Here is an 18,147-nt window from a genome sequence, read left to right on the forward strand (position 1 = left end):
ACTGTGGAAGCCCTGGCCAGGTTCGGCTTCGAACTCGGAGTGCTCAAGCGGATCCGGAGGGCGGGCTGGTGGCAGGCCGGGGTCCGCGATCCCGAATCGGTCGCCGAGCACACGACGCGGGTCGCGCAGCTGGCCGGATTGCTGGCGGCCGAAGGTGGCGCCGACCCGGCGCGGGCGGCGTACCTCGCGCTCTGGCACGACACGCAGGAGACGCGGACCGGCGACCTCCCGCACACGATCAAGGGATTCGTCGAGAAGCCGGACCCGAGGGCGATCACGGCGGCGCAGACGTCGGCCCTTCCCGGCGCTGCCCGTGACTCGGTTCGCGAAGCCGTCGACGAGTACGAGACCGCGGAGAGCCCGGAGGCGTTGTACGCACGCGACGCGGACAAGCTTGAGATGCTGCTTCAGGCCGTCGAGTACCGCGACATCGGCGTGAAGAACGTCGACGAGTGGATTGCTTCGGCGACGAAGAGCCTTCAGACCGACCTCGCGCGGCGAGTGGCCGAAGCGGCACTGACGCTGTCGTCGCTCTCATGGCGGGTGCGCTGAAAGGAATCGATACCCTGAGCCCGCGTGTATCGACCCCGGCACGCGTGCCTCGTGTGTCAGGCTTGACTCTGTGAAGGAACACCAGTGAACCGGCAGCCGTTGCGCCTCGCCATCATGGAAGCGACCCGCATTCTCACCGAGGCCGGCGTGGCGTCCCCGCGCTCGGACGCGGAGCTGATCGCCTCCCATGTCCTCGGCGTCGAACGCGGCCGCCTGCCGATGGTGCCGCTGGTGGACCCGCCGGTCATCGACGCGATCGGCCAGCTCGTCACGCAGCGCGCCAAGAGGATCCCGCTGCAGTACCTCACCGGCTGGGCCGCGCTCGGCGACATCACGGTCAACGTCGGCGCCGGCGTCTTCGTCCCGCGTCCGGAGACCGAACTGCTCCTCGAATGGGGCCTCAAGCTGCTGCACGGCCGCGAGTACCCGGTGGTGGTCGACCTCTGCACCGGCTCGGCCGCCCTGGCGCTCGCCGTCCAGCACGCGCGGCCGGACGCCGTCGTCTACGCCGTCGACATCGACGCGCAGGCACTCGCCTGGGCGCGGCACAACGCCGACGTCCACGCCGACGCCGGTGACACGCCCATCCGGCTGTACTCCGGCGACGTCGCCGACAGCACGATGTTCGCCGAGCTCGACGGGCTCGTCGACCTGGTGCTGTGCAACCCGCCGTACGTGCCCGAAGGGACCCCGGTGCCGCCGGAGGTCGCCGAGCACGACCCGGCGCGGGCGGTGTTCGCGGAGGAGAGCGGGCTGGCCGTGATCCGGCACGCCATCGCCGCCGCCGCGCGCCTGCTGCGGCCCACCGGCGGCCTGGCGATCGAGCACGACGACACGCACGGCTCCGCCGTCCCGGCCCTGGTGCGCGCGCGCCGGGTGCTGACCGACGTCCAGGGGCACATCGACCTCGCCGGACGCCCGCGTTTCGTCACCGCCCTGCGCGTCTCCTGACCCTCCCGCCGCATTCAGTCCTCTGGATGCGGTCCTTGCGCGTGCAACTACCGCATCCAGAGGACTGAATGCGGAGGGCGCGGTGGGGCGTGAGGGGCACCGCAGGTGCGTGGTGGGCGGTTTCGCGTGATCAGCGGGACGACACACGTGATCAGCGGGACGACACACGTGACTGGATGGACGTCGGGCCCCTGAACCCGGCCGCACGCGTGTCGTCCGCCCAGACACCCGTGCCGTCCGTTGGATCACACGTGCCGTCCCGCTGGTCACGCGGTTCGCCCGCATTTAGTCCTCTGGATGCGGTACTTGCGCGTGCAACTACCGCATCCAGAGGACTGAATGCGGAGGGCGTTGGGCCGGATAGTTAGCGGGACTCACGACTTCCGGCGGTGCCCAGGGCAAAGCCCACCTCCTACCGTCGATCACGGCCGCCTCGTCGGCGGTCTGACTGGGAGGTGTACCCCGATGCGATCGTCTCTCCGACGAGCCCCACTCAGAACACTCGCCGTACTCGCCACCGTCGCACTGTTGCCGGGTCTTCTCGCTCAACCCGCGTCCGCCGCGGCGCCCGTGAAGGGCTGGCCCGCCCCGATCGACGGGTCGACCTGGGAGAACCAGGACCACATGACGTGGGACGACTACCGCAAGCCGCCCGGCACCAACTGGGCCGACCCGGCGCTGAAGCCGACCAAGCGGATGTTCAAGGGCGCCGTGGTGCTCGCGGACTACCCGGACCAGGAATTCGCCGTCACGCAGCCCACGCATTCGACGGTGTTCGGCAACCCCGGCCCCGCCGCCAGCAACGTCCCGCGCGCGAACGTCGCGAAGTTCTACCAGGACTTCCTCAACAAGCCCCAGGCCCTCAACCAGGGCCACACGATCAACGAGTACTGGATGGAGGACTCCGGCGGCCGGATGGGCGTCGACCTGACCGCGTTCGGGCCGTACCGGCTGCCCGGCAAGTCCTTCGAATACGGCATGGAGTTCCAGCCGGACGCGTGCCCGCCGGACGCGAACTGCAAGCGTGACCTGCGTGCCGACGCCGGCGCGGCCTGGCGCGCGGACGTGGGTGACGTCTCCAAGCAGTTCGACTTCGTCTTCTATCTTTCCGCCGGCCAGGACGAGAGTTCGACCTGGCAGGAATTCGGCGTGATGAAGTTCGGTGAGCCCGGGAACGTGCCCGCCGAATTCGGTCCCGGTGTCGCGGGAATGCCGAATGCCGCGTCCACCCGCTATGTTCCGTGGACGTCGTGGAAATCGGCGGCGAGTATCTGGCCGAACGCGGTCACCGGTTCCTCGACCCAGGCAGAAAGCTCGGGTCAGGCGGTTTACGCGCACGAATTGAGCCACATCCTCGGCATCGGCGACAACTACAACAACCCGTTCGGCACTCCGCCGTCGCGTGCTTACACCGGACCGTGGGAGATGATGTCGCGCGGTAGCTTCAACGGTCCCGGCGGACCGCACACACGCTGGCAGATCCCGGCGACGCAGGGTGGCTCGATGGGGTCACACCACATGCTGCGCACCAAGATGAAGCTCGACATCATCGACCCCGAAGACGTGCTCAAACTCGACCGGAACCAGCTCGCGAAGTCGGGTCCGGTTTCGGCGCGGATCACCGCGCGTTCGGTGCTTCCCGGCCAGGGCGCCTACAGCGGAATCACCATCGCCCTCCCCGGCGGGGACCTTTCGCCGAAATGTGATCGCTCCAAGGATCCGTTCTGCGACGGCGGTGGCTACAACAATTACACCGTCGAGGTCGTCGACCGGATGGGCAGCGATTCCTTCGCCCCCGATTCCGGCGTCATCATCGCGAAGACGAAGAACCAGGACAACGCGCCGTTCGAATGGATCGTCGACGCGCATCCGGCCGACATCGGCATGACCGACTACAAGAAGCCGGACGGCACCGCGGTCCCGATCCCCATCGGCGACTACCGCCAGCTCAACGACGCCGCGTTCAAGGCGGGTACCGGTTCCGCGAGCAAGTACGAGTACACCGACGAGGCCAACAGGCTGAAGTTCCTGGTCTCGGACGTCGAGCGCGACCGCAAGGGCGTGCTCTCCTACGTCGTCACGGTGGCTTCGCTCGACGGCGCCGGCTCGCAGGCCCGGGGCGTCTCGCTGTGGCCTTCGGTCCCGGCGTTCGCCAAGCAGGGGCTCGCGACCTGCTCGTTCCCGGTGCTCAACACGGGCGACGCGAAGGGTGCGGCGGCGCCGTTCGACACCGACACCTACCGCCTGAGCGCGTCCACCAACGCGAAGGGCTGGGAGGTCCGGCTGCCGAACGAGCTGTCCACGGTCCCGTTCGGCGGGCGCTCGTCGGCGACGGCGCACGCCAAGCGGGCCGCGGGCGGTGACCACGTCGCGCAGATCAAGCTGACCGCGACGTCGATCGCCGACCCGGCCAAGACGGCGACGTCGTTCTGCGCCGCTTTCGCCTTCTAGGGGAGAGCTACCGGTCATGAAAGGGTCTTTCAGGATGAAAAATGTCCTGAAAGACCCTTTCATGACACCCCGGGAGGTGCGGGCCGGGCCGTGGCGGGACAGGGCTAGGCTGACCTGCCATGAGCGCGGTGTACGACTGCAGCAAGCGTGACACGCGGGCCGACGGGCTCGCCGCGGCGGCGAGCGCGGTGCGCTCCAGCCGTCTCGTGGTCCTCCCGACCGACACGGTCTACGGCATCGGCGCGGACGCCTTCGATTCCGGCGCCGTGCAATCCCTCCTGCGGGCCAAGAACCGCGGCCCGGACATGCCGGTCGGCGTCCTCGTCGGCTCCTGGTCCACTGTGGACGGACTGGTGCTCGGCACGCCGCCGCAGGCCCGCGCGCTCATCGAGGCCTTCTGGCCCGGCGACCTCTCCATCGTCCTGCCGCACGCCCCGAGCCTGCAGTGGGATCTGGGTCAGTCACGCGGAACGGTGATGCTGCGGATGCCGCTTCACCCGGTCGCGTTGGAACTGCTGCGTGACGTCGGCCCGATGGCGGTCTCCAGTGCGAACGTCTCCGGCCAGCCGCCGGCGTCGACCGCGCAGGAGGCGGTCGACCAGCTCGGCGACAGCGTCGCGGTGTACCTCGACGGCGGGTCCACGGGCGACCCCGTTCCGTCCTCGATGGTCGATCTCACCGGCGACGACCCGGTCATCCTGCGTGAGGGCGCGGTCAGCCGCGCCGCCATCGCGGAAGTACTCGGCGTGCCCGCGGAGTCGCTGGCCTAGTCACCGGCCCAGTACCGTTCGCCGCCGCATCCCCCTGGCGCGGTAGCGTGTTCAGGTGACTTGGACCTCGGCGGCGTAACGCACCATGCCTCCTACGCAAGGCCTCCCGATCCGGGAGTACATCCTCGTCGCCCTCACCGCGGCGGCCGTTACCTTCCTGCTCACCGGCGTGGTTCGCCGGGTCGCCATCCGGATCGGCGCGATCGCCAACCCGCGGGCTCGCGACGTCCACGTCACGCCGATCCCGCGGATGGGCGGCATCGGCATCTTCCTGGGCGTCGCCGCCGCGATGGGACTCGCGCACCAGTTGCCCGCGCTGAGCCGCGGCTTCGACTTCTCCTTCGACTCGCTGGGCGTGCTGCTCGCGGCCGGGGTCATCTCCCTGATCGGCGCGCTCGACGACCGGTTCGAACTGGACGCCTGGACGAAGCTCGCCGGGCAGGTCATGTGCGCCGGGATCCTGGTGATCTTCGGCGTGCAATGGGTGTCGTTCTGGGTGCCGTGGGGAGGCGGCGACGGATCCTTCGGCCAGGTGCTCGTGCTGGACAAGAACCAGGGCGCGCTGCTGACCGTCGTGCTGGTGGTCGTCATGGTCAACGCGATGAACTTCGTCGACGGCCTCGACGGGCTCGCCGGCGGTCTCGGGTTCATCGCCGCCGCGGCGACGTGCTCGTTCTCGCTCGGCCTGCTCGACTCCTCGGGCGGCGACGTCGGCGCGTACCCGCCCGCCCTCATCGCGGCCACGCTCGCCGGGGCCTGTCTGGGGTTCCTGCCGTACAACTTCCAGCCCGCGAAGATCTTCATGGGCGACTCGGGTTCGATGATGATCGGCCTCATGCTGGCCGGCGCGACGACGTCCGCGTCGGGTCGCGTGCCCTATCCGCAGTTCAGCGGTAAGGACGCGCTCGCGCTGCTCTCACCGCTGGTCGTGGTCGCCGCGGTCCTTTTCGTACCGTTGCTCGACCTGATCATGGCGGTCATCCGCCGTACCCGCCGCGGCGAGAGCCCGTTCGCCGCGGACAAGATGCACCTGCACCACCGGTTGCTGGAGATCGGCCACTCGCAGCGCCGCGCGGTCCTGCTCATCTACTTGTGGGCGGGCCTGCTCGCGTTCGGCGCCGTCTCGGTGACGTTGTTCGACGATGTCGCGGTTTTCTGGATTGTCGGATTCGGTTTCCTGCTGGCCACCCTGGTGTCGGTCATCCCCAGGCTGCGGTCGCGGAACCGGACCGCCTGAAAGACGCGATCCGCGCGCGCCTACACTGGTCGGCTGAGACGACCAGGGAGTTTTCTGTGAGCGAGACCGAAAAGACCGTCGAGGCGGAGGAGAACCCTCACGCCAAGGTGGTTCTGCAGGCGGCCAACGCGATGACCAAGGCTTCGCTGATCTTCACGCCGCCCGCGGTCCTGGTCTGCATCGTCGTCTTCACCATCCTCAATGGAGTGACCGGTCTCGTCGGTTCGCTCATCGGCGGCGTGCTCGCCATCCTCTCCGCGCTCGCGACGCTGGGCATGATGCGCATGAGCGCGGGGATGGACCCGATGTTCGTGATGGTGATCGCTCTCGGTGGTTACGTCTTCAAGATCTTGATCCTCTTCGTGGCGTTGACCCTGCTCCGCGGGGCCACCTGGCTGCACCCGATGTCGCTGGGGATCACCATGATCGTCGCGATCCTGCTGGCCGCCGCGGTGGAGTTCAACGCGTTCCGCAAGACCAAGATCCCGACGATCATCCCGGCTTCCCGCTGATCGCGGGACCGAGGTCCTGACCTGGGACGGGACCTAGGTCCTCGGCCGATCGGGGGCAATGTAGTACGCCTGTACGGCCCGTCCGAACCTGCTGATATGGTCCGCGTATGGGCGGCGGCCTCGGCTGCCGGCTCCCGATGACGAACCCCGAACAGCAGTGTGGCGACGGTGTTGAATCGTCCCTTCGTACCCGCTGGTAGGCGTCTGTCTCCCGGGAGCACTGCATCGAGAATCCTCGTGTGCGGAACGTGAAACCGTGTTCAGCACATCGTGGGGTGGCCGCCTCCGACGGCCCGATACGTGTCGGGTACGTTAAGTCCAGATCGTGACGATTCCCCCGGCGGAGTGAACGCCGGCCGGGAGAACCGGAAGGAGCCCAGTGGGCGCGCTGGTACTAGCCGAGGGTGCGGAGTTCACGCCGCCAGGCGTAAAAGACTTCAACCTGCCGCCGTTGTTCGGCTCCGGCTATTGGTTGAGCTTCACCAAGCCGATGTTGCTGGTGGTCATCTCCCTGCTCATCATCATCACTTACTTCATGCTCGCCTCGCGCAAGCTGAAGGTCGTCCCGGGTAAGGGACAGTTCTTCGCGGAGTCCGTCTACAACTTCGGGCGTAACAACATCGCCCGTGAGCAGATCGGCTCCAAGGACTTCAAGCCGTTCATCCCGCTGGTGCTCGGGCTGTTCTCCTTCATTCTGGTGAACAACCTGTTCGGGATCATTCCGTTCTTCCAGTTCCCGACGATGGCGCGAGTCGGCTTCCCGGTCGCGCTGGCGTTCCTTGTTGTTTACCCGGTGTACCACTACGTCGGGTTCAAACGCCACGGTTTCAAGGGTTACCTGAAGAAGGAACTGGCGCCCGCGGGCATTCCCGGATTCGTTCTGCCGCTGTACTCCACCATCGAGTTCGCGCAGAAGTTCTTCATCGCGCCGGCCACGCTGGCGATCCGAGTCTTCGCGGCGATGTTCGCCGGCCACCTGATCATCATGGTCTTCACCCTCGGCGGAAGTTTCCTTCTGACCGACGGAGAAGGCGCCGTGAAGCTGGTGTCGCCGGTGGCGTTCCTGTTCGCGATCGCGATGACCTTCCTGGAGGCATTCATCCAGGTCCTGCAGGCCTACATTTTCGCACTGTTGTCCGCAGGGTACATCGGCGCCGCACTGGCGTCGGAGCACTGAGAGAACACCAAAAGCCCCCGATCCGCGTGAGTCGCGCGGACCGAGTTTGAAGGGAAACGCACGTGAGCAACATCGTTCTTGCGCAGGCTGCCGAGGCCGCTGTCGACATCAACCCGGGTCTCGCCGCCATCGGTTACGGCCTCGGCGCGATCGGCCCCGGTATCGGTGTGGGTCTGATCTTCGCCGCCGTCATCAACGGCACCGCTCGCCAGCCGGAGGCGCAGGGCAAGCTCCAGGGCATCGCCTACTCGACCTTCGTGCTGACCGAGGTGTTGGCGCTGATCGGTATCGTCATCTACTTCCTCGCCTCCTGAGTTAGTTCCGCTCATCGCTTAAGGAGACGTTGTGCTGAAGACCGAATTGGTGTTGGCCGCCGAAGAAGCGCCCAACCCGATCGTGCCGCACGTTCCCGAGCTCATTCTCGGGTTCATCGCCTTCCTTCTGCTGCTGTTCGTTCTGAAGAAGTACGTCGTTCCTCGTTTCGAGGCCACGTACGAAGAGCGGACGAGGCTGATCGAGGGTGGCATCGAGAGGGCCGAGAAGGCGCAGGCCGAAGCCGAAGAAAACCTCGCGCAGTACAAGGCGCAGCTGGCGGAAGCCCGTTCCGAGGCCGCGAAGATCCGCGACGACGCCCGGCTCGAAGCCGAGCAGATCAAGGCGGAGCTTCGTACCGAGGCGGAGGCCGAGTCCCAGCGCATCGTCGCCCAGGGCCAGGCTCAGCTGCAGGCCCAGAAGGCGCAGATCGTCGCCGAGCTGCGCGCCGAACTCGGCCGTAACTCCATCGAGCTGGCCAGCCGCATCGTCGGCGAGTCGCTCGCGGACGACGCGCGCCGTCACGGCACCGTGGACCGGTTCCTGGCCGAATTGGAGACCGCCGGTGCCAACGGTGGCGGTCTCGGAGCAGGGAAGTAGACCAGAATGACGCTGCATGCTGCGAGCCGTGAAGCGCTCGACCTCGCCGAGAACCGTCTCGGCGAGGTTCTGGCCGCCGCGGGTACGGACCCGGCGACGGTCGGCGACGAGCTGCTTTCGGTCGTCGCCCTGCTGGACCGGGAGATCGGCCTGCGCCGGGCCGTCGCCGACGGTTCGGCTACGCCCGAGGCCCGGATCGGCCTCGCCCGCGGGATCCTCGCGGGCAAGGTTTCCGAACCGGCCCTGCAGGTGCTCGACTCCGTGGCGGGCAGCCGCTGGTCGAGCCCGCGTGAACTGACCGACGGGCTCGAGGCCCTCGGCCGCTCGGCGCTGCTCACCAGTGCGGAGAAGTCCGGGAACATCGACGCTGTCGAAGACCAGCTTTTCCGGGTCACTCGTATCGTTGCGGGTGCGCCGGAGCTCGAACGGGCACTGGCCGACCTGACCGCCCCCGCGGAGGCGAAGCGGACCCTCGTCCGCAACCTGTTCGCCGACAAGGTGGACGTGGTCACCGAGACCCTCGTCGAGCAGGTCGTCCTGCGCGCCAAGGGCCGTGGCGTCGGCAACGCCCTCGAGCAGCTGGTCCGGCTGGCCGCGGAACGCCGTGAACGCTCGGTCGCCCAGGTGACCAGCGCGAGCGCGCTGTCCGACGAGCAGCAGGCTCAGCTGGGCGAGAAGCTCAACGCCCTTTACGGACGGCAGCTCGCGCTGCACGTCGAGGTCGACCCGTCACTGGGCGGCGGACTCGTGGTCCGCGTCGGCGACGAGGTCATCGACGGCAGCACCGCGGGCCGGCTGGACGCGCTACGGCGGCGACTCGCCGGATAGTCGCGGGCCGGGGGCGGGCCCCGTAGGGGGCGGGGAACGACCAGCTTGGCTAGCTGACCCACAACAACGACTTTGCACACTGGCACGAACGAAGCGAGAGCGGGATTGAAATGGCGGAGCTGACGATCTCCTCGGATGAGATCCGTAGCGCGATCGAGAACTACGTCTCGAGTTACGCCCCGGACGTGAGCCGGGAAGAAGTTGGCGTCGTCGTCGACGCCGGTGACGGTATCGCCCACGTAGAGGGCCTCCCCTCGGCCATGGCGAACGAGCTGCTCGAGTTCCCCGGCGGGGTCCTCGGCGTCGCGCTGAACCTGGACGCGCGCTCCATCGGTGCCGCGATCCTCGGTGACTTCGAGACCGTCGTCGAAGGCCAGCAGGTCAAGCGCACCGGCCAGGTCCTCTCGGTCCCGGTCGGCGAGGGCTACCTCGGCCGCGTGGTGAACCCGCTGGGCGCCCCGATCGACGGCCTCGGCGAGATCGAGACCACCGAGCGTCGCCCGCTGGAGGTCAAGGCCGCTTCGGTGGTCGAGCGCCAGCCGGTGGCCGAGCCGCTGCAGACCGGTATCACCGCCATCGACGCGATGACCCCGATCGGCCGTGGCCAGCGTCAGCTGATCATCGGTGACCGCAAGACCGGTAAGACCGCGGTCGCGGTGGACACGATCATCAACCAGAAGGCCAACTGGGAGACCGGCGACCCGAAGAAGCAGGTTCGCTGCATCTACGTCGCGGTCGGCCAGAAGGGCTCCACGATCGCCGCCGTGAAGAAGTCCCTCGAGGACGCCGGCGCGATGGAGTACACCACCATCGTCGCGGCCCCCGCGTCGGACTCCGCCGGCTTCAAGTGGATCGCGCCGTACACCGGCTCGGCCATCGGCCAGCACTGGATGTACGAGGGCAAGCACGTCCTCATCGTGTTCGACGACCTGACCAAGCAGGCCGACGCGTACCGCGCGATCTCGCTGCTGCTGCGTCGCCCGCCGGGCCGTGAAGCCTTCCCCGGCGACGTCTTCTACTTGCACTCCCGTCTCCTCGAGCGTTGCGCCAAGCTCTCGGACGAGCTGGGCGCGGGCTCGCTGACCGGTCTCCCGATCATCGAGACCAAGGCGAACGACGTGTCGGCCTACATCCCGACGAACGTCATTTCGATCACCGACGGTCAGTGCTTCTTCCAGTCGGACCTGTTCAACGCCGGTCAGCGCCCGGCCATCGACGTGGGTATCTCGGTTTCCCGCGTGGGTGGTGCCGCGCAGGTCAAGGCGATGAAGCAGGTTTCGGGTTCGCTCCGTATCGACCTGTCGCAGTACCGCGAGCTGGAGGCCTTCGCGGCCTTCGCTTCGGACCTCGACGACGCGTCGAAGGCGCAGCTCGAGCGTGGCGTCCGCCTGTACGAGGTGCTCAAGCAGCCGCAGTACTCGCCGATCCCGGTCGAGGAGCAGGTCGTCACGGTTTACCTCGGTACCAACGGGCACTTCGACTCGGTCCCGACCGAGGACGTGCGCCGCTTCCGTGACGAGTTCGTCGACTCCGCGCGCCGCAAGCACGGCGAGCTCCTCAAGGACATCCGCGAGTCGGGCAAGTTCTCCGACGAGACCGCCAACGGCCTGGTCGACGCGGTGAACGAGTTCAAGAAGGAGTTCACCACCGCCGAGGGCAAGAGCCTCGTCGAGGTCTCCGACGCGATGGACGCCGAGAAGGTCGGGCAGGAGACCGTCAAGGTCAACAAGCCCGCACCGAAGAAGTGAGCTGGTAGCTCATGGCCGCACAACTCCGAGAACTCCGGTCGCGTATCAAGGCGACCAAGTCCATCGGCAAGATCACCAAGGCGATGGAGCTCATCGCCACCGCGCGCATCACCAAGGCGCGGGCGAAGGTCGCGGCGTCGCGGCCCTACTCGGACGAGATCACGAACGTGCTCTCGGCCCTGGCGGGCGCCTCGGCCAACCTCGACCACCCGTTGCTGGTCGAGCGCCCCAACCCGAAGCGCGCGGCGGTCCTCGTGATCACCAGCGACAAGGGTCAGTGCGGTGGGTACAACTCCAACGTGCTGAAGGCGACCGAGGAGCTCCTCACGCTGCTGCGCGAGCAGGGCAAGGAGCCGGTGCTGTACGTGACCGGCAACAAGGGCCTGAGCTACTACCGGTTCCGGGGCCGCGAGGTGACCGAAGGCTGGACGGGGTTCTCCGACCAGCCCGGTTACGTCAACGCTTCGACCGCCGGTGAGCTCATCGTCGAGTCGTTCCTGAACGGCGCCGACGACGAGGCGGGCAACGCCGACGGCATCCTGGGTGTCGACGAGATCCACGTCGTCTACACCGAGTTCGTCTCGATGCTCACCCAGCGCCCGACCGCCAAGCGCGTCGCGCCGCTGGAGGTCGAGTACACCGAGGACGGCGAGGAGAAGCCCGAAAGCCTGCTCCCGAGCTACGAGTTCGAGCCCAGTGCCGAAAAGCTGCTCTCCGCGTTGCTGCCGAAGTACATCAACACGCGGATCTTCGCGGCGATGCTCGAGTCGGCGGCGTCCGAACTCGCTGCTCGCCGTACCGCGATGAAGGCGGCGTCGGACAACGCGAACGACCTGGTGAACACGCTGACGCGGGAGGCGAACCAGGCCCGCCAGGCGCAGATCACCCAGGAGATCTCCGAAATCGTCGGTGGCGCGAACGCGCTGACCGCAGCAGGAAGTGATGACTGATGACCAGTACTGAAACCCCGCGTGCCAAGGGGCGCATCGTCTCGGTGACCGGCCCGGTCGTCGACGTCGAATTCCCGCGCGGTTCCGTTCCCGACCAGTTCAACGCGCTCAAGGTCGAAATCGAGTTCGAGCAGCTGCGCAAGACGGTGACCCTCGAGGTCGCCAGCCACCTCGGTGACAACCTCGTCCGCACCATCTCGCTCCAGCCGCAGGACGGCCTGGTGCGTGGCGCCGAGGTCACCGACACCGGCGGCCCCATCACGGTCCCGGTCGGCGACAAGGTCAAGGGCCACGTCTACAACGCGCTCGGCGAGTGCCTGGACGAGCCCGGCTACGGCGAGGACCTCGAGCGCTGGGGCATCCACCGCAACCCGCCTTCCTTCGACCAGCTCGAAGGCAAGACGAAGATGCTGGAGACCGGCCTCAAGGTCGTCGACCTGCTGACCCCGTACGTCGAGGGTGGCAAGATCGGCCTGTTCGGCGGTGCCGGCGTCGGCAAGACGGTGCTCATCAAGGAGATGATCACCCGTGTCGCCCGGAACTTCGGTGGTACCTCGGTGTTCGCCGGTGTCGGCGAGCGCACCCGTGAGGGCAACGACCTCTTCCTGGAGATGTCCGAGGACGGCGTCATCAACGACACCGCCCTCGTCTTCGGTCAGATGGACGAGCCGCCGGGCACCCGTATGCGGGTCGCGCTGTCCGCGCTGACCATGGCGGAGTACTTCCGCGATGTGCAGAACCAGGACGTGCTGCTCTTCATCGACAACATCTTCCGGTTCACCCAGGCCGGTTCCGAGGTGTCGACCCTGCTGGGCCGGATGCCTTCGGCCGTGGGTTACCAGCCGACGCTGGCGGACGAGATGGGTCAGCTCCAGGAGCGGATCACCTCGACCCGTGGTCGTTCGATCACCTCGATGCAGGCGATCTACGTCCCCGCGGACGACTACACCGACCCGGCGCCGGCGACGACGTTCGCCCACCTGGACGCCACCACCGAGCTTTCGCGTGGTGTCTTCCAGAAGGGCATCTTCCCGGCGGTGGACCCGCTGGCGTCGACGTCGACCATTCTCGACCCGGCCATCGTCGGTGAGGACCACTACCGCGTGGCCTCCGAGGTCATCCGGATCCTGCAGAAGTACAAGGAACTGCAGGACATCATCGCGATCCTCGGTATGGACGAGCTCTCGGAAGAGGACAAGCTCACCGTTCAGCGCGCGCGCCGCATCGAGCGGTTCCTCTCGCAGAACATGCTGGTCGCCGAGGCGTTCACGCAGATCCCGGGCTCGACCGTGCCGCTGTCGGAGACCATCGAGTCCTTCGACCGCATCACCAAGGGCGACTTCGACCACTACCCGGAGCAGGCGTTCCTGGGTATCGGTGGCCTCGAAGACCTCGAGAAGAAGTACAAGGAAATCACCAAGAAGTGATGTTCCGATGAGCGGCGGGATCAGTGTCTACTGTGGACGCTGGTCCCGTCGTTCGCATACAGGGAACTTTGACCATTACACTCGGTGTCAGCACCTGAGGTGAAGGGAAGCTACGTGGCTGAGATTTCTGTCGAGCTGGTAGCCGTCGAGCGCCGTCTCTGGTCCGGTACCGCCACGTTCGTGGTGGCCCAGACCACCGAGGGCGAGATCGGCATCATGGCCGGTCACGAGCCTGTCCTCGGCCAGCTCGTCGAAGGTGGTGTCGTGAAGGTGACGACCACCGACGGCGAGGTCGTGACCGCCGCGGTGCACGGCGGTTTCCTGTCGGTCACCGCGACGGGCGTGAGCATCCTCGCCGAGAGCGCCGAGCTCTCGCACGAGATCGACGTCGATGCGGCCAAGAAGGCGCTGAGCGGCGAAGACGAGCAAGAGCGGGCTAGGGCAGCCGCCCAGCTTCGCGCGGCCGGTCAGTCGGTCTGACCGGGAATCGGGCAGGGGCCGGGCCGTGGAAATCGCCGTGGGTGTTCTCGGGGCCCTGACCATCCTGGCCGTTCTCGCGGCCTGGTATTCGCTTCGATGGGTCCGGATGCGCCGCGGTGGTGGCGTGAGCGTCGCGCTGCGGTGGCGTCCGGACGAGGCGCGGTCCAGCTGGCATCTGGGGCTGGGCCGCTACGAGGGCGAGCAGTTCGTCTGGTTCCGCGTCTGGAGCCTGCGGACCGGCCCGGATCGCGTCTTCGAACGCGAAAGCATGGAGATCGCGGACCGGCGCGATCCTTCCGGCACGGAGGCGTACGCCGTCCCCGAAGGCTCGATCGTCCTGCGGTGTGAGTCCGCCACGCAGGAGGCGATCGAGATCGCGATGGGCCCCGGCGCTCTCACCGGGTTCCTTTCCTGGCTGGAGTCGGCCCCACCCGGCCGTCGCCTTCCCCGCGCTTCCTGAATCGGTTCCGGTGGCAAGCCGTATGCTCGCTCCGTGACCATCGTCGACATCCCCGGCTCGAAGTCGATCACCGCCCGAGGCCTGTTCCTCGCGGCCGCCGCCCACGGGACGACCGTGCTGAGCAGGCCGCTGCGTTCGGACGACTCCGAGGGCTTCGCCGAGGGCCTGCTCAAGCTCGGCTATCAGGTTTCCCGTTCCGCCGATGAGTGGACGATCTCCGGCAGGCCCGAGGGCCCGGCCGTCGACAGCGCCGACGTCTTTTGCCGCGACGGTGCCACCACCGCACGCTTCCTGCCCGCCCTGGCCGCCGCCGGGTACGGGACCTTCCGCTTCGACGCTTCCGAGCAGATGCGCGCCCGGCCGCTGGGGCCGCTGACCGACGCGCTGCGGGAACTGGGCGTCGACCTCACCTTCGAAGGCGAGCCGGGACACCATCCGCTGGTGGTGCGGGCCGCCGGGATCAAGGGCGGCGACCTCACACTGGACGCCGGTCTGTCGTCGCAGTTCCTGACCGCGTTGCTGCTGGTCGGGCCGCTGACCGCGGAGGGACTGCGGATCACGGTCACGGATCTGGTTTCGGTGCCCTACGTCGAGATCACCCTCGCGATGATGCGGCGCTTCGGTGTCGAGGTCGTCCGCGAGGGTGACACGTTCATCGTGCCGCCCTCGCCGTATCAGGCCTGCCGCTACGAGATCGAGCCCGACGCTTCGACGTCGAGCTACTTCTTCGCCGCGGCCGCGCTGACCGGGCGTTCCGTGACGGTTCCGGGGCTCTCGGCCGGTGCTTTGCAAGGGGATCTGCGGTTCGTCGAGGTGCTGCGGCAGATGGGCGCCGACGTCGAGGTGGGCGCGGACGCGGTGACCGTGACCGGTACCGGTGGGCTGCGCGGTGTCACGGTGAACATGCGCGACATCTCCGACACCGTCCCGACCCTCGCGGCCATCGCGCCGTTCGCGGACGGGCCGGTGCGGATCGAGGACGTCTACAACACGCGCATCAAGGAATGCGACCGGCTCGCGGCATGCGAGGAGAACCTGCGCGCGATGGGGATCTCGGTGGAGACCGGACGGGACTGGATCGAGATCCGGCCTTCGGTGCCCACGGGGGCGCTCGTGAAGTGCCGGCGGGACCACCGGATCGCGATGGCGTTCAGTGTCACGGGGTTGCTCACGCCGGGAGTGACGCTCGACGACCCGGGTTGCGTGAAGAAGACCTTCCCGGGCTTCCATGACGCCCTCGCCACGCTTCGCGCTTCCTGGGGTCTGTGACCCTTCCGCCGCAATTAGTCCTCTAGTTGCGGTGAGGGCGTGCGCACCGGCAAGGTTCAGGAGCGGACGCCGGAAGCGAAGCGAACATGAGATCTTCACCGACCGGCATTTCTACCGGGCTGCGAACGTGATCCCCGTCTATTCTCGGCGTATGACTCAGAGCGAGGACACGAACCGCTGGAGCCACCTTCCCGAGTCCGTGTCCCTGGAGGACACGATCACGATGAAGGCGATCGACCCGGGCAAGGACGGCACGCCCGACGTCGACCTCGAGCGCTATTGGGCGGCACGAGAACAGGGCTGACCGGGAGCTGAAGGGCGCTTTCGCCGCATCTCACGCGGGGAAAGCGCCCTTCGTCGTGTCCAGCGCGGGAACGTCAGCTCGCGCCGCCCGGCTGCCACAGGATGTCGCCGTCCGGGTTCGCGAGCCGCGACAGGATGAACAGCAGATCCGAAAGCCGGTTCAGGTACTTGATCGCCAGCTGGTTCGTCGTGGCCTGTTCGGCTTCGTAGAGCGCCCAGCCGGAGCGCTCCGCGCGTCGTGCGACCGTGCGGGCCTGGTGCAGGAACGCCGCCCCCGGGGTACCACCCGGCAGGATGAACGACGTCAGCTTCGGTACGCGCTCGTTGAACTCGTCGCACCAGCCTTCGAGCCGTTCGATGTAGCGCTCGGTGATGCGGAGCGGTTCGTACGGCGGGTTTTCGACGATCGGCGCGCACAGATCAGCGCCGACGTCGAAGAGATCGTTCTGTACCCCACGCAGGACCTGGGTGATTTCCGCGGAGAGACCACCCATCGCGAGGGCGAGCCCGATGACGGAGTTGGCTTCGTCGACGTCGGCGTACGCGGACAGCCGCGGCGACGTCTTCGGCACGCGGGAGCCGTCGCCGAGTGCCGTGGTGCCGTTGTCGCCGACCTTCGTGTAGACGCGGTTGATGCGAACGACCATGAACCCGACTCTACCCGGCCCGGCGTAAGGCAAATCCGGGCGAGAGGGCATGATTGGCGCCCATGAGTGAGCACTTCGACGTGCACGGCGGAGCACGGCTGGTCGGCGAGGTCGACGTGGTCGGGGCCAAGAACAGTGTCCTGAAATTGATGGCCGCGGCGCTGCTGGCCGAAGGTACGACCACCATCACGAACTGCCCCCAGATCCTGGACGTCCCGCTGATGGGCGACGTCCTCCGCAGTGTGGGCTGCGACGTCGTCATCGACGGCGACACCGCGAAGATCACCACCCCGGCCGAACTCTCGCACCGGGCCGATTCGGCCGCGATGGGCAAACTGCGTGCGTCGGTCTGCGTGCTGGGCCCGCTCGTCGGACGTCTCAAGCAGGCCGTCGTCGCGCTGCCCGGCGGCGACGCGATCGGCTCCCGGCCGCTGGACATGCACCAGAACGGTCTCCGCAAGCTGGGCGCCACCAGCACCATCGAGCACGGCTGCGTCGTGGCCAAGGCCGACGGGCTGCGCGGCGCGCAGATCTGGCTGGACTTCCCGAGCGTCGGCGCCACCGAGAACATCCTGATGGCCGCCGTGCTCGCCGAGGGCACCACGGTCATCGACAACGCCGCGCGCGAGCCCGAGATCGTCGACATCTGCACGATGCTCGTCGAGATGGGCGCGAAGGTCGAAGGCGCGGGCACCTCGACCCTCACCGTCGAGGGCGTCGAGAAGCTGCACCCGACCGAGCACCGCGTGATCGGCGACCGGATCGTGGGCGCGACCTGGGCGTTCGCCGCCGCGATGACCCGGGGCGACCTGACCGTGCGCGGGGTCAACCCGCACTACCTCGACCTGGTCCTCGACAAGCTCGGCCTGGCGGGAGCCGAGGTCGAGACGTTCGGGGACAAGGGCTTCCGGATCATCCAGAAGGAGCGCCCGAAGGCCGTCGACTGGGTGACGCTGCCGTACCCGGGTTTCGCGACCGACCTGCAGCCGTTCGCGGTGGCGCTGTCGGCGGTGTCCGAGGGCACCTCGATGATCACCGAGAACATCTACGAGGCGCGGTTCCGCTTCATCGAAGAGATGATGCGGCTCTCCGGTGACGCGCGCACCGACGGCCACCACGCCGTCGTCCGCGGCGTGGAGCAGCTCTCCAGCGCGCCGGTCTGGGCCGCGGACATCCGCGCCGGCGCCGGGCTGGTGCTGGCCGGGCTGTGCGCGGACGGCATCACCGAGGTCTGGGACGTCTTCCACATCGACCGCGGCTACCCGCACTTCGTGGAGAACCTGAACCGTCTCGGTGCCCGCATCGAACGCGTCTCGGGCGAACCCGAACGCGCCTGATCCGGCGGACCTTCAGGCCCGTCGTCGTCGGCTCGCCGTGAAGACGACCGCGCCGCCCGCACCCAGCAGCCCGAGCCCGGTCAGCAACGCGGGTTCGAGATCGAAGCCGGTCGTGGCCAGCGAAGCGGGGCTCGCG

Annotated in this window: 19 protein-coding genes; 18 read left to right on the plus strand and 1 reads right to left on the minus strand. The window is 67.7% G+C overall.

Annotated features, from left to right (window positions below):
• The first annotated feature begins 3 nt into the window (after positions 1-3).
• From H5J31_RS28100 to H5J31_RS28180, 17 genes are all read left to right on the plus strand, one after another.
• The gene (locus tag H5J31_RS28100; protein ID WP_181775661.1) at positions 4-552 is read left to right on the plus strand and encodes an HD domain-containing protein; all 549 of its coding nucleotides are present in this window, start codon (positions 4-6) and stop codon (positions 550-552) included.
• 84 nt (positions 553-636) lie between these two features.
• Positions 637-1,503, plus strand: coding sequence for a peptide chain release factor N(5)-glutamine methyltransferase (prmC, locus tag H5J31_RS28105; RefSeq protein ID WP_181775662.1), 867 nt, complete (start codon positions 637-639; stop codon positions 1,501-1,503).
• A 465-nt stretch (positions 1,504-1,968) separates the two neighbouring features.
• On the plus strand, positions 1,969-3,954 hold the full coding sequence (locus tag H5J31_RS28110) for a M6 family metalloprotease domain-containing protein (protein ID WP_181775663.1): 1,986 nt from the start codon (positions 1,969-1,971) through the stop codon (positions 3,952-3,954).
• A 119-nt stretch (positions 3,955-4,073) separates the two neighbouring features.
• Complete coding sequence (locus H5J31_RS28115) at positions 4,074-4,724, plus strand: L-threonylcarbamoyladenylate synthase (protein WP_181775664.1); 651 nt, start codon at positions 4,074-4,076, stop codon at positions 4,722-4,724.
• Between the two features lie 85 nt (positions 4,725-4,809).
• Positions 4,810-5,961, plus strand: coding sequence for a glycosyltransferase family 4 protein (locus tag H5J31_RS28120; RefSeq protein ID WP_181775665.1), 1,152 nt, complete (start codon positions 4,810-4,812; stop codon positions 5,959-5,961).
• A gap of 56 nt (positions 5,962-6,017) precedes the next feature.
• Positions 6,018-6,473 (plus strand): hypothetical protein, encoded by a 456-nt coding sequence (locus H5J31_RS28125; RefSeq protein WP_181775666.1) that lies wholly within the window; start codon positions 6,018-6,020, stop codon positions 6,471-6,473.
• Positions 6,474-6,852: 379 nt separating this feature from the next.
• Complete coding sequence (gene atpB / locus H5J31_RS28130; RefSeq protein WP_181775667.1) at positions 6,853-7,650, plus strand: F0F1 ATP synthase subunit A; 798 nt, start codon at positions 6,853-6,855, stop codon at positions 7,648-7,650.
• Positions 7,651-7,712: 62 nt separating this feature from the next.
• A complete protein-coding gene (locus H5J31_RS28135) occupies positions 7,713-7,964 on the plus strand; it encodes an ATP synthase subunit c family protein (protein ID WP_181775668.1) in 252 nt (83 codons plus the stop codon).
• A gap of 31 nt (positions 7,965-7,995) precedes the next feature.
• Positions 7,996-8,562, plus strand: a complete 567-nt coding sequence (locus H5J31_RS28140; RefSeq protein WP_181775669.1) for a F0F1 ATP synthase subunit B — start codon at positions 7,996-7,998, stop codon at positions 8,560-8,562.
• 6 nt (positions 8,563-8,568) lie between these two features.
• Entirely contained in the window at positions 8,569-9,390 is an 822-nt protein-coding gene (locus H5J31_RS28145; RefSeq protein WP_181775670.1) for a F0F1 ATP synthase subunit delta, read from the plus strand.
• A 110-nt stretch (positions 9,391-9,500) separates the two neighbouring features.
• Positions 9,501-11,138, plus strand: a complete 1,638-nt coding sequence (gene atpA, locus H5J31_RS28150) for a F0F1 ATP synthase subunit alpha (RefSeq protein ID WP_181775671.1) — start codon at positions 9,501-9,503, stop codon at positions 11,136-11,138.
• Positions 11,139-11,149: 11 nt separating this feature from the next.
• Positions 11,150-12,088, plus strand: coding sequence for a F0F1 ATP synthase subunit gamma (locus H5J31_RS28155; protein ID WP_181775672.1), 939 nt, complete (start codon positions 11,150-11,152; stop codon positions 12,086-12,088).
• The gene (gene atpD / locus H5J31_RS28160) at positions 12,088-13,515 is read left to right on the plus strand and encodes a F0F1 ATP synthase subunit beta (RefSeq protein ID WP_181775673.1); all 1,428 of its coding nucleotides are present in this window, start codon (positions 12,088-12,090) and stop codon (positions 13,513-13,515) included. Before H5J31_RS28155 ends, atpD begins: the two co-directional genes overlap by 1 nt.
• A gap of 114 nt (positions 13,516-13,629) precedes the next feature.
• Positions 13,630-13,995, plus strand: coding sequence for a F0F1 ATP synthase subunit epsilon (locus H5J31_RS28165; RefSeq protein ID WP_181775674.1), 366 nt, complete (start codon positions 13,630-13,632; stop codon positions 13,993-13,995).
• 25 nt (positions 13,996-14,020) lie between these two features.
• Positions 14,021-14,455, plus strand: a complete 435-nt coding sequence (locus H5J31_RS28170; protein ID WP_181775675.1) for a DUF2550 domain-containing protein — start codon at positions 14,021-14,023, stop codon at positions 14,453-14,455.
• Between the two features lie 33 nt (positions 14,456-14,488).
• Positions 14,489-15,724 (plus strand): 3-phosphoshikimate 1-carboxyvinyltransferase, encoded by a 1,236-nt coding sequence (gene aroA / locus H5J31_RS28175; protein WP_181775676.1) that lies wholly within the window; start codon positions 14,489-14,491, stop codon positions 15,722-15,724.
• A 151-nt stretch (positions 15,725-15,875) separates the two neighbouring features.
• Entirely contained in the window at positions 15,876-16,028 is a 153-nt protein-coding gene (locus tag H5J31_RS28180; protein ID WP_228694870.1) for a hypothetical protein, read from the plus strand.
• A gap of 73 nt (positions 16,029-16,101) precedes the next feature.
• On the opposite strand, the gene H5J31_RS28185 is transcribed toward H5J31_RS28180, so the two are convergent.
• Positions 16,102-16,674 carry a cob(I)yrinic acid a,c-diamide adenosyltransferase gene (locus tag H5J31_RS28185; RefSeq protein WP_181775678.1) on the minus strand — a complete coding sequence of 191 codons (573 nt, stop codon included), beginning with the start codon at positions 16,672-16,674 and terminating at the stop codon, positions 16,102-16,104.
• Between the two features lie 62 nt (positions 16,675-16,736).
• Between H5J31_RS28185 and murA the strand changes: the two genes are divergently transcribed.
• Entirely contained in the window at positions 16,737-18,011 is a 1,275-nt protein-coding gene (gene murA, locus H5J31_RS28190) for a UDP-N-acetylglucosamine 1-carboxyvinyltransferase (RefSeq protein ID WP_181775679.1), read from the plus strand.
• Positions 18,012-18,147: the final 136 nt, after the last annotated feature.

Origin of the sequence: Amycolatopsis pittospori, from assembly GCF_013870525.1 — a bacterium.
Taxonomy (GTDB): Bacteria; Actinomycetota; Actinomycetes; order Mycobacteriales; family Pseudonocardiaceae; genus Amycolatopsis; species Amycolatopsis pittospori.

Excerpts from the sequence above, each read along its gene's own strand:
- H5J31_RS28110 (WP_181775663.1), top strand. The coding sequence starts at position 1,969 with ATGCGATCGTCTCTCCGACGAGCCCCACTCAGAACACTCGCCGTACTC.
- H5J31_RS28120 (WP_181775665.1), top strand. The coding sequence starts at position 4,810 with ATGCCTCCTACGCAAGGCCTCCCGATCCGGGAGTACATCCTCGTCGCC.
- H5J31_RS28145 (WP_181775670.1), top strand. The coding sequence starts at position 8,569 with ATGACGCTGCATGCTGCGAGCCGTGAAGCGCTCGACCTCGCCGAGAAC.
- atpA (WP_181775671.1), top strand. The coding sequence starts at position 9,501 with ATGGCGGAGCTGACGATCTCCTCGGATGAGATCCGTAGCGCGATCGAG.
- H5J31_RS28155 (WP_181775672.1), top strand. The coding sequence starts at position 11,150 with ATGGCCGCACAACTCCGAGAACTCCGGTCGCGTATCAAGGCGACCAAG.
- H5J31_RS28180 (WP_228694870.1), top strand. The coding sequence starts at position 15,876 with ATGACTCAGAGCGAGGACACGAACCGCTGGAGCCACCTTCCCGAGTCC.
- H5J31_RS28185 (WP_181775678.1), bottom strand. The coding sequence starts at position 16,674 with ATGGTCGTTCGCATCAACCGCGTCTACACGAAGGTCGGCGACAACGGC.
- atpD (WP_181775673.1), top strand. The coding sequence starts at position 12,088 with ATGACCAGTACTGAAACCCCGCGTGCCAAGGGGCGCATCGTCTCGGTG.
- murA (WP_181775679.1), top strand. The coding sequence starts at position 16,737 with ATGAGTGAGCACTTCGACGTGCACGGCGGAGCACGGCTGGTCGGCGAG.
- H5J31_RS28115 (WP_181775664.1), top strand. The coding sequence starts at position 4,074 with ATGAGCGCGGTGTACGACTGCAGCAAGCGTGACACGCGGGCCGACGGG.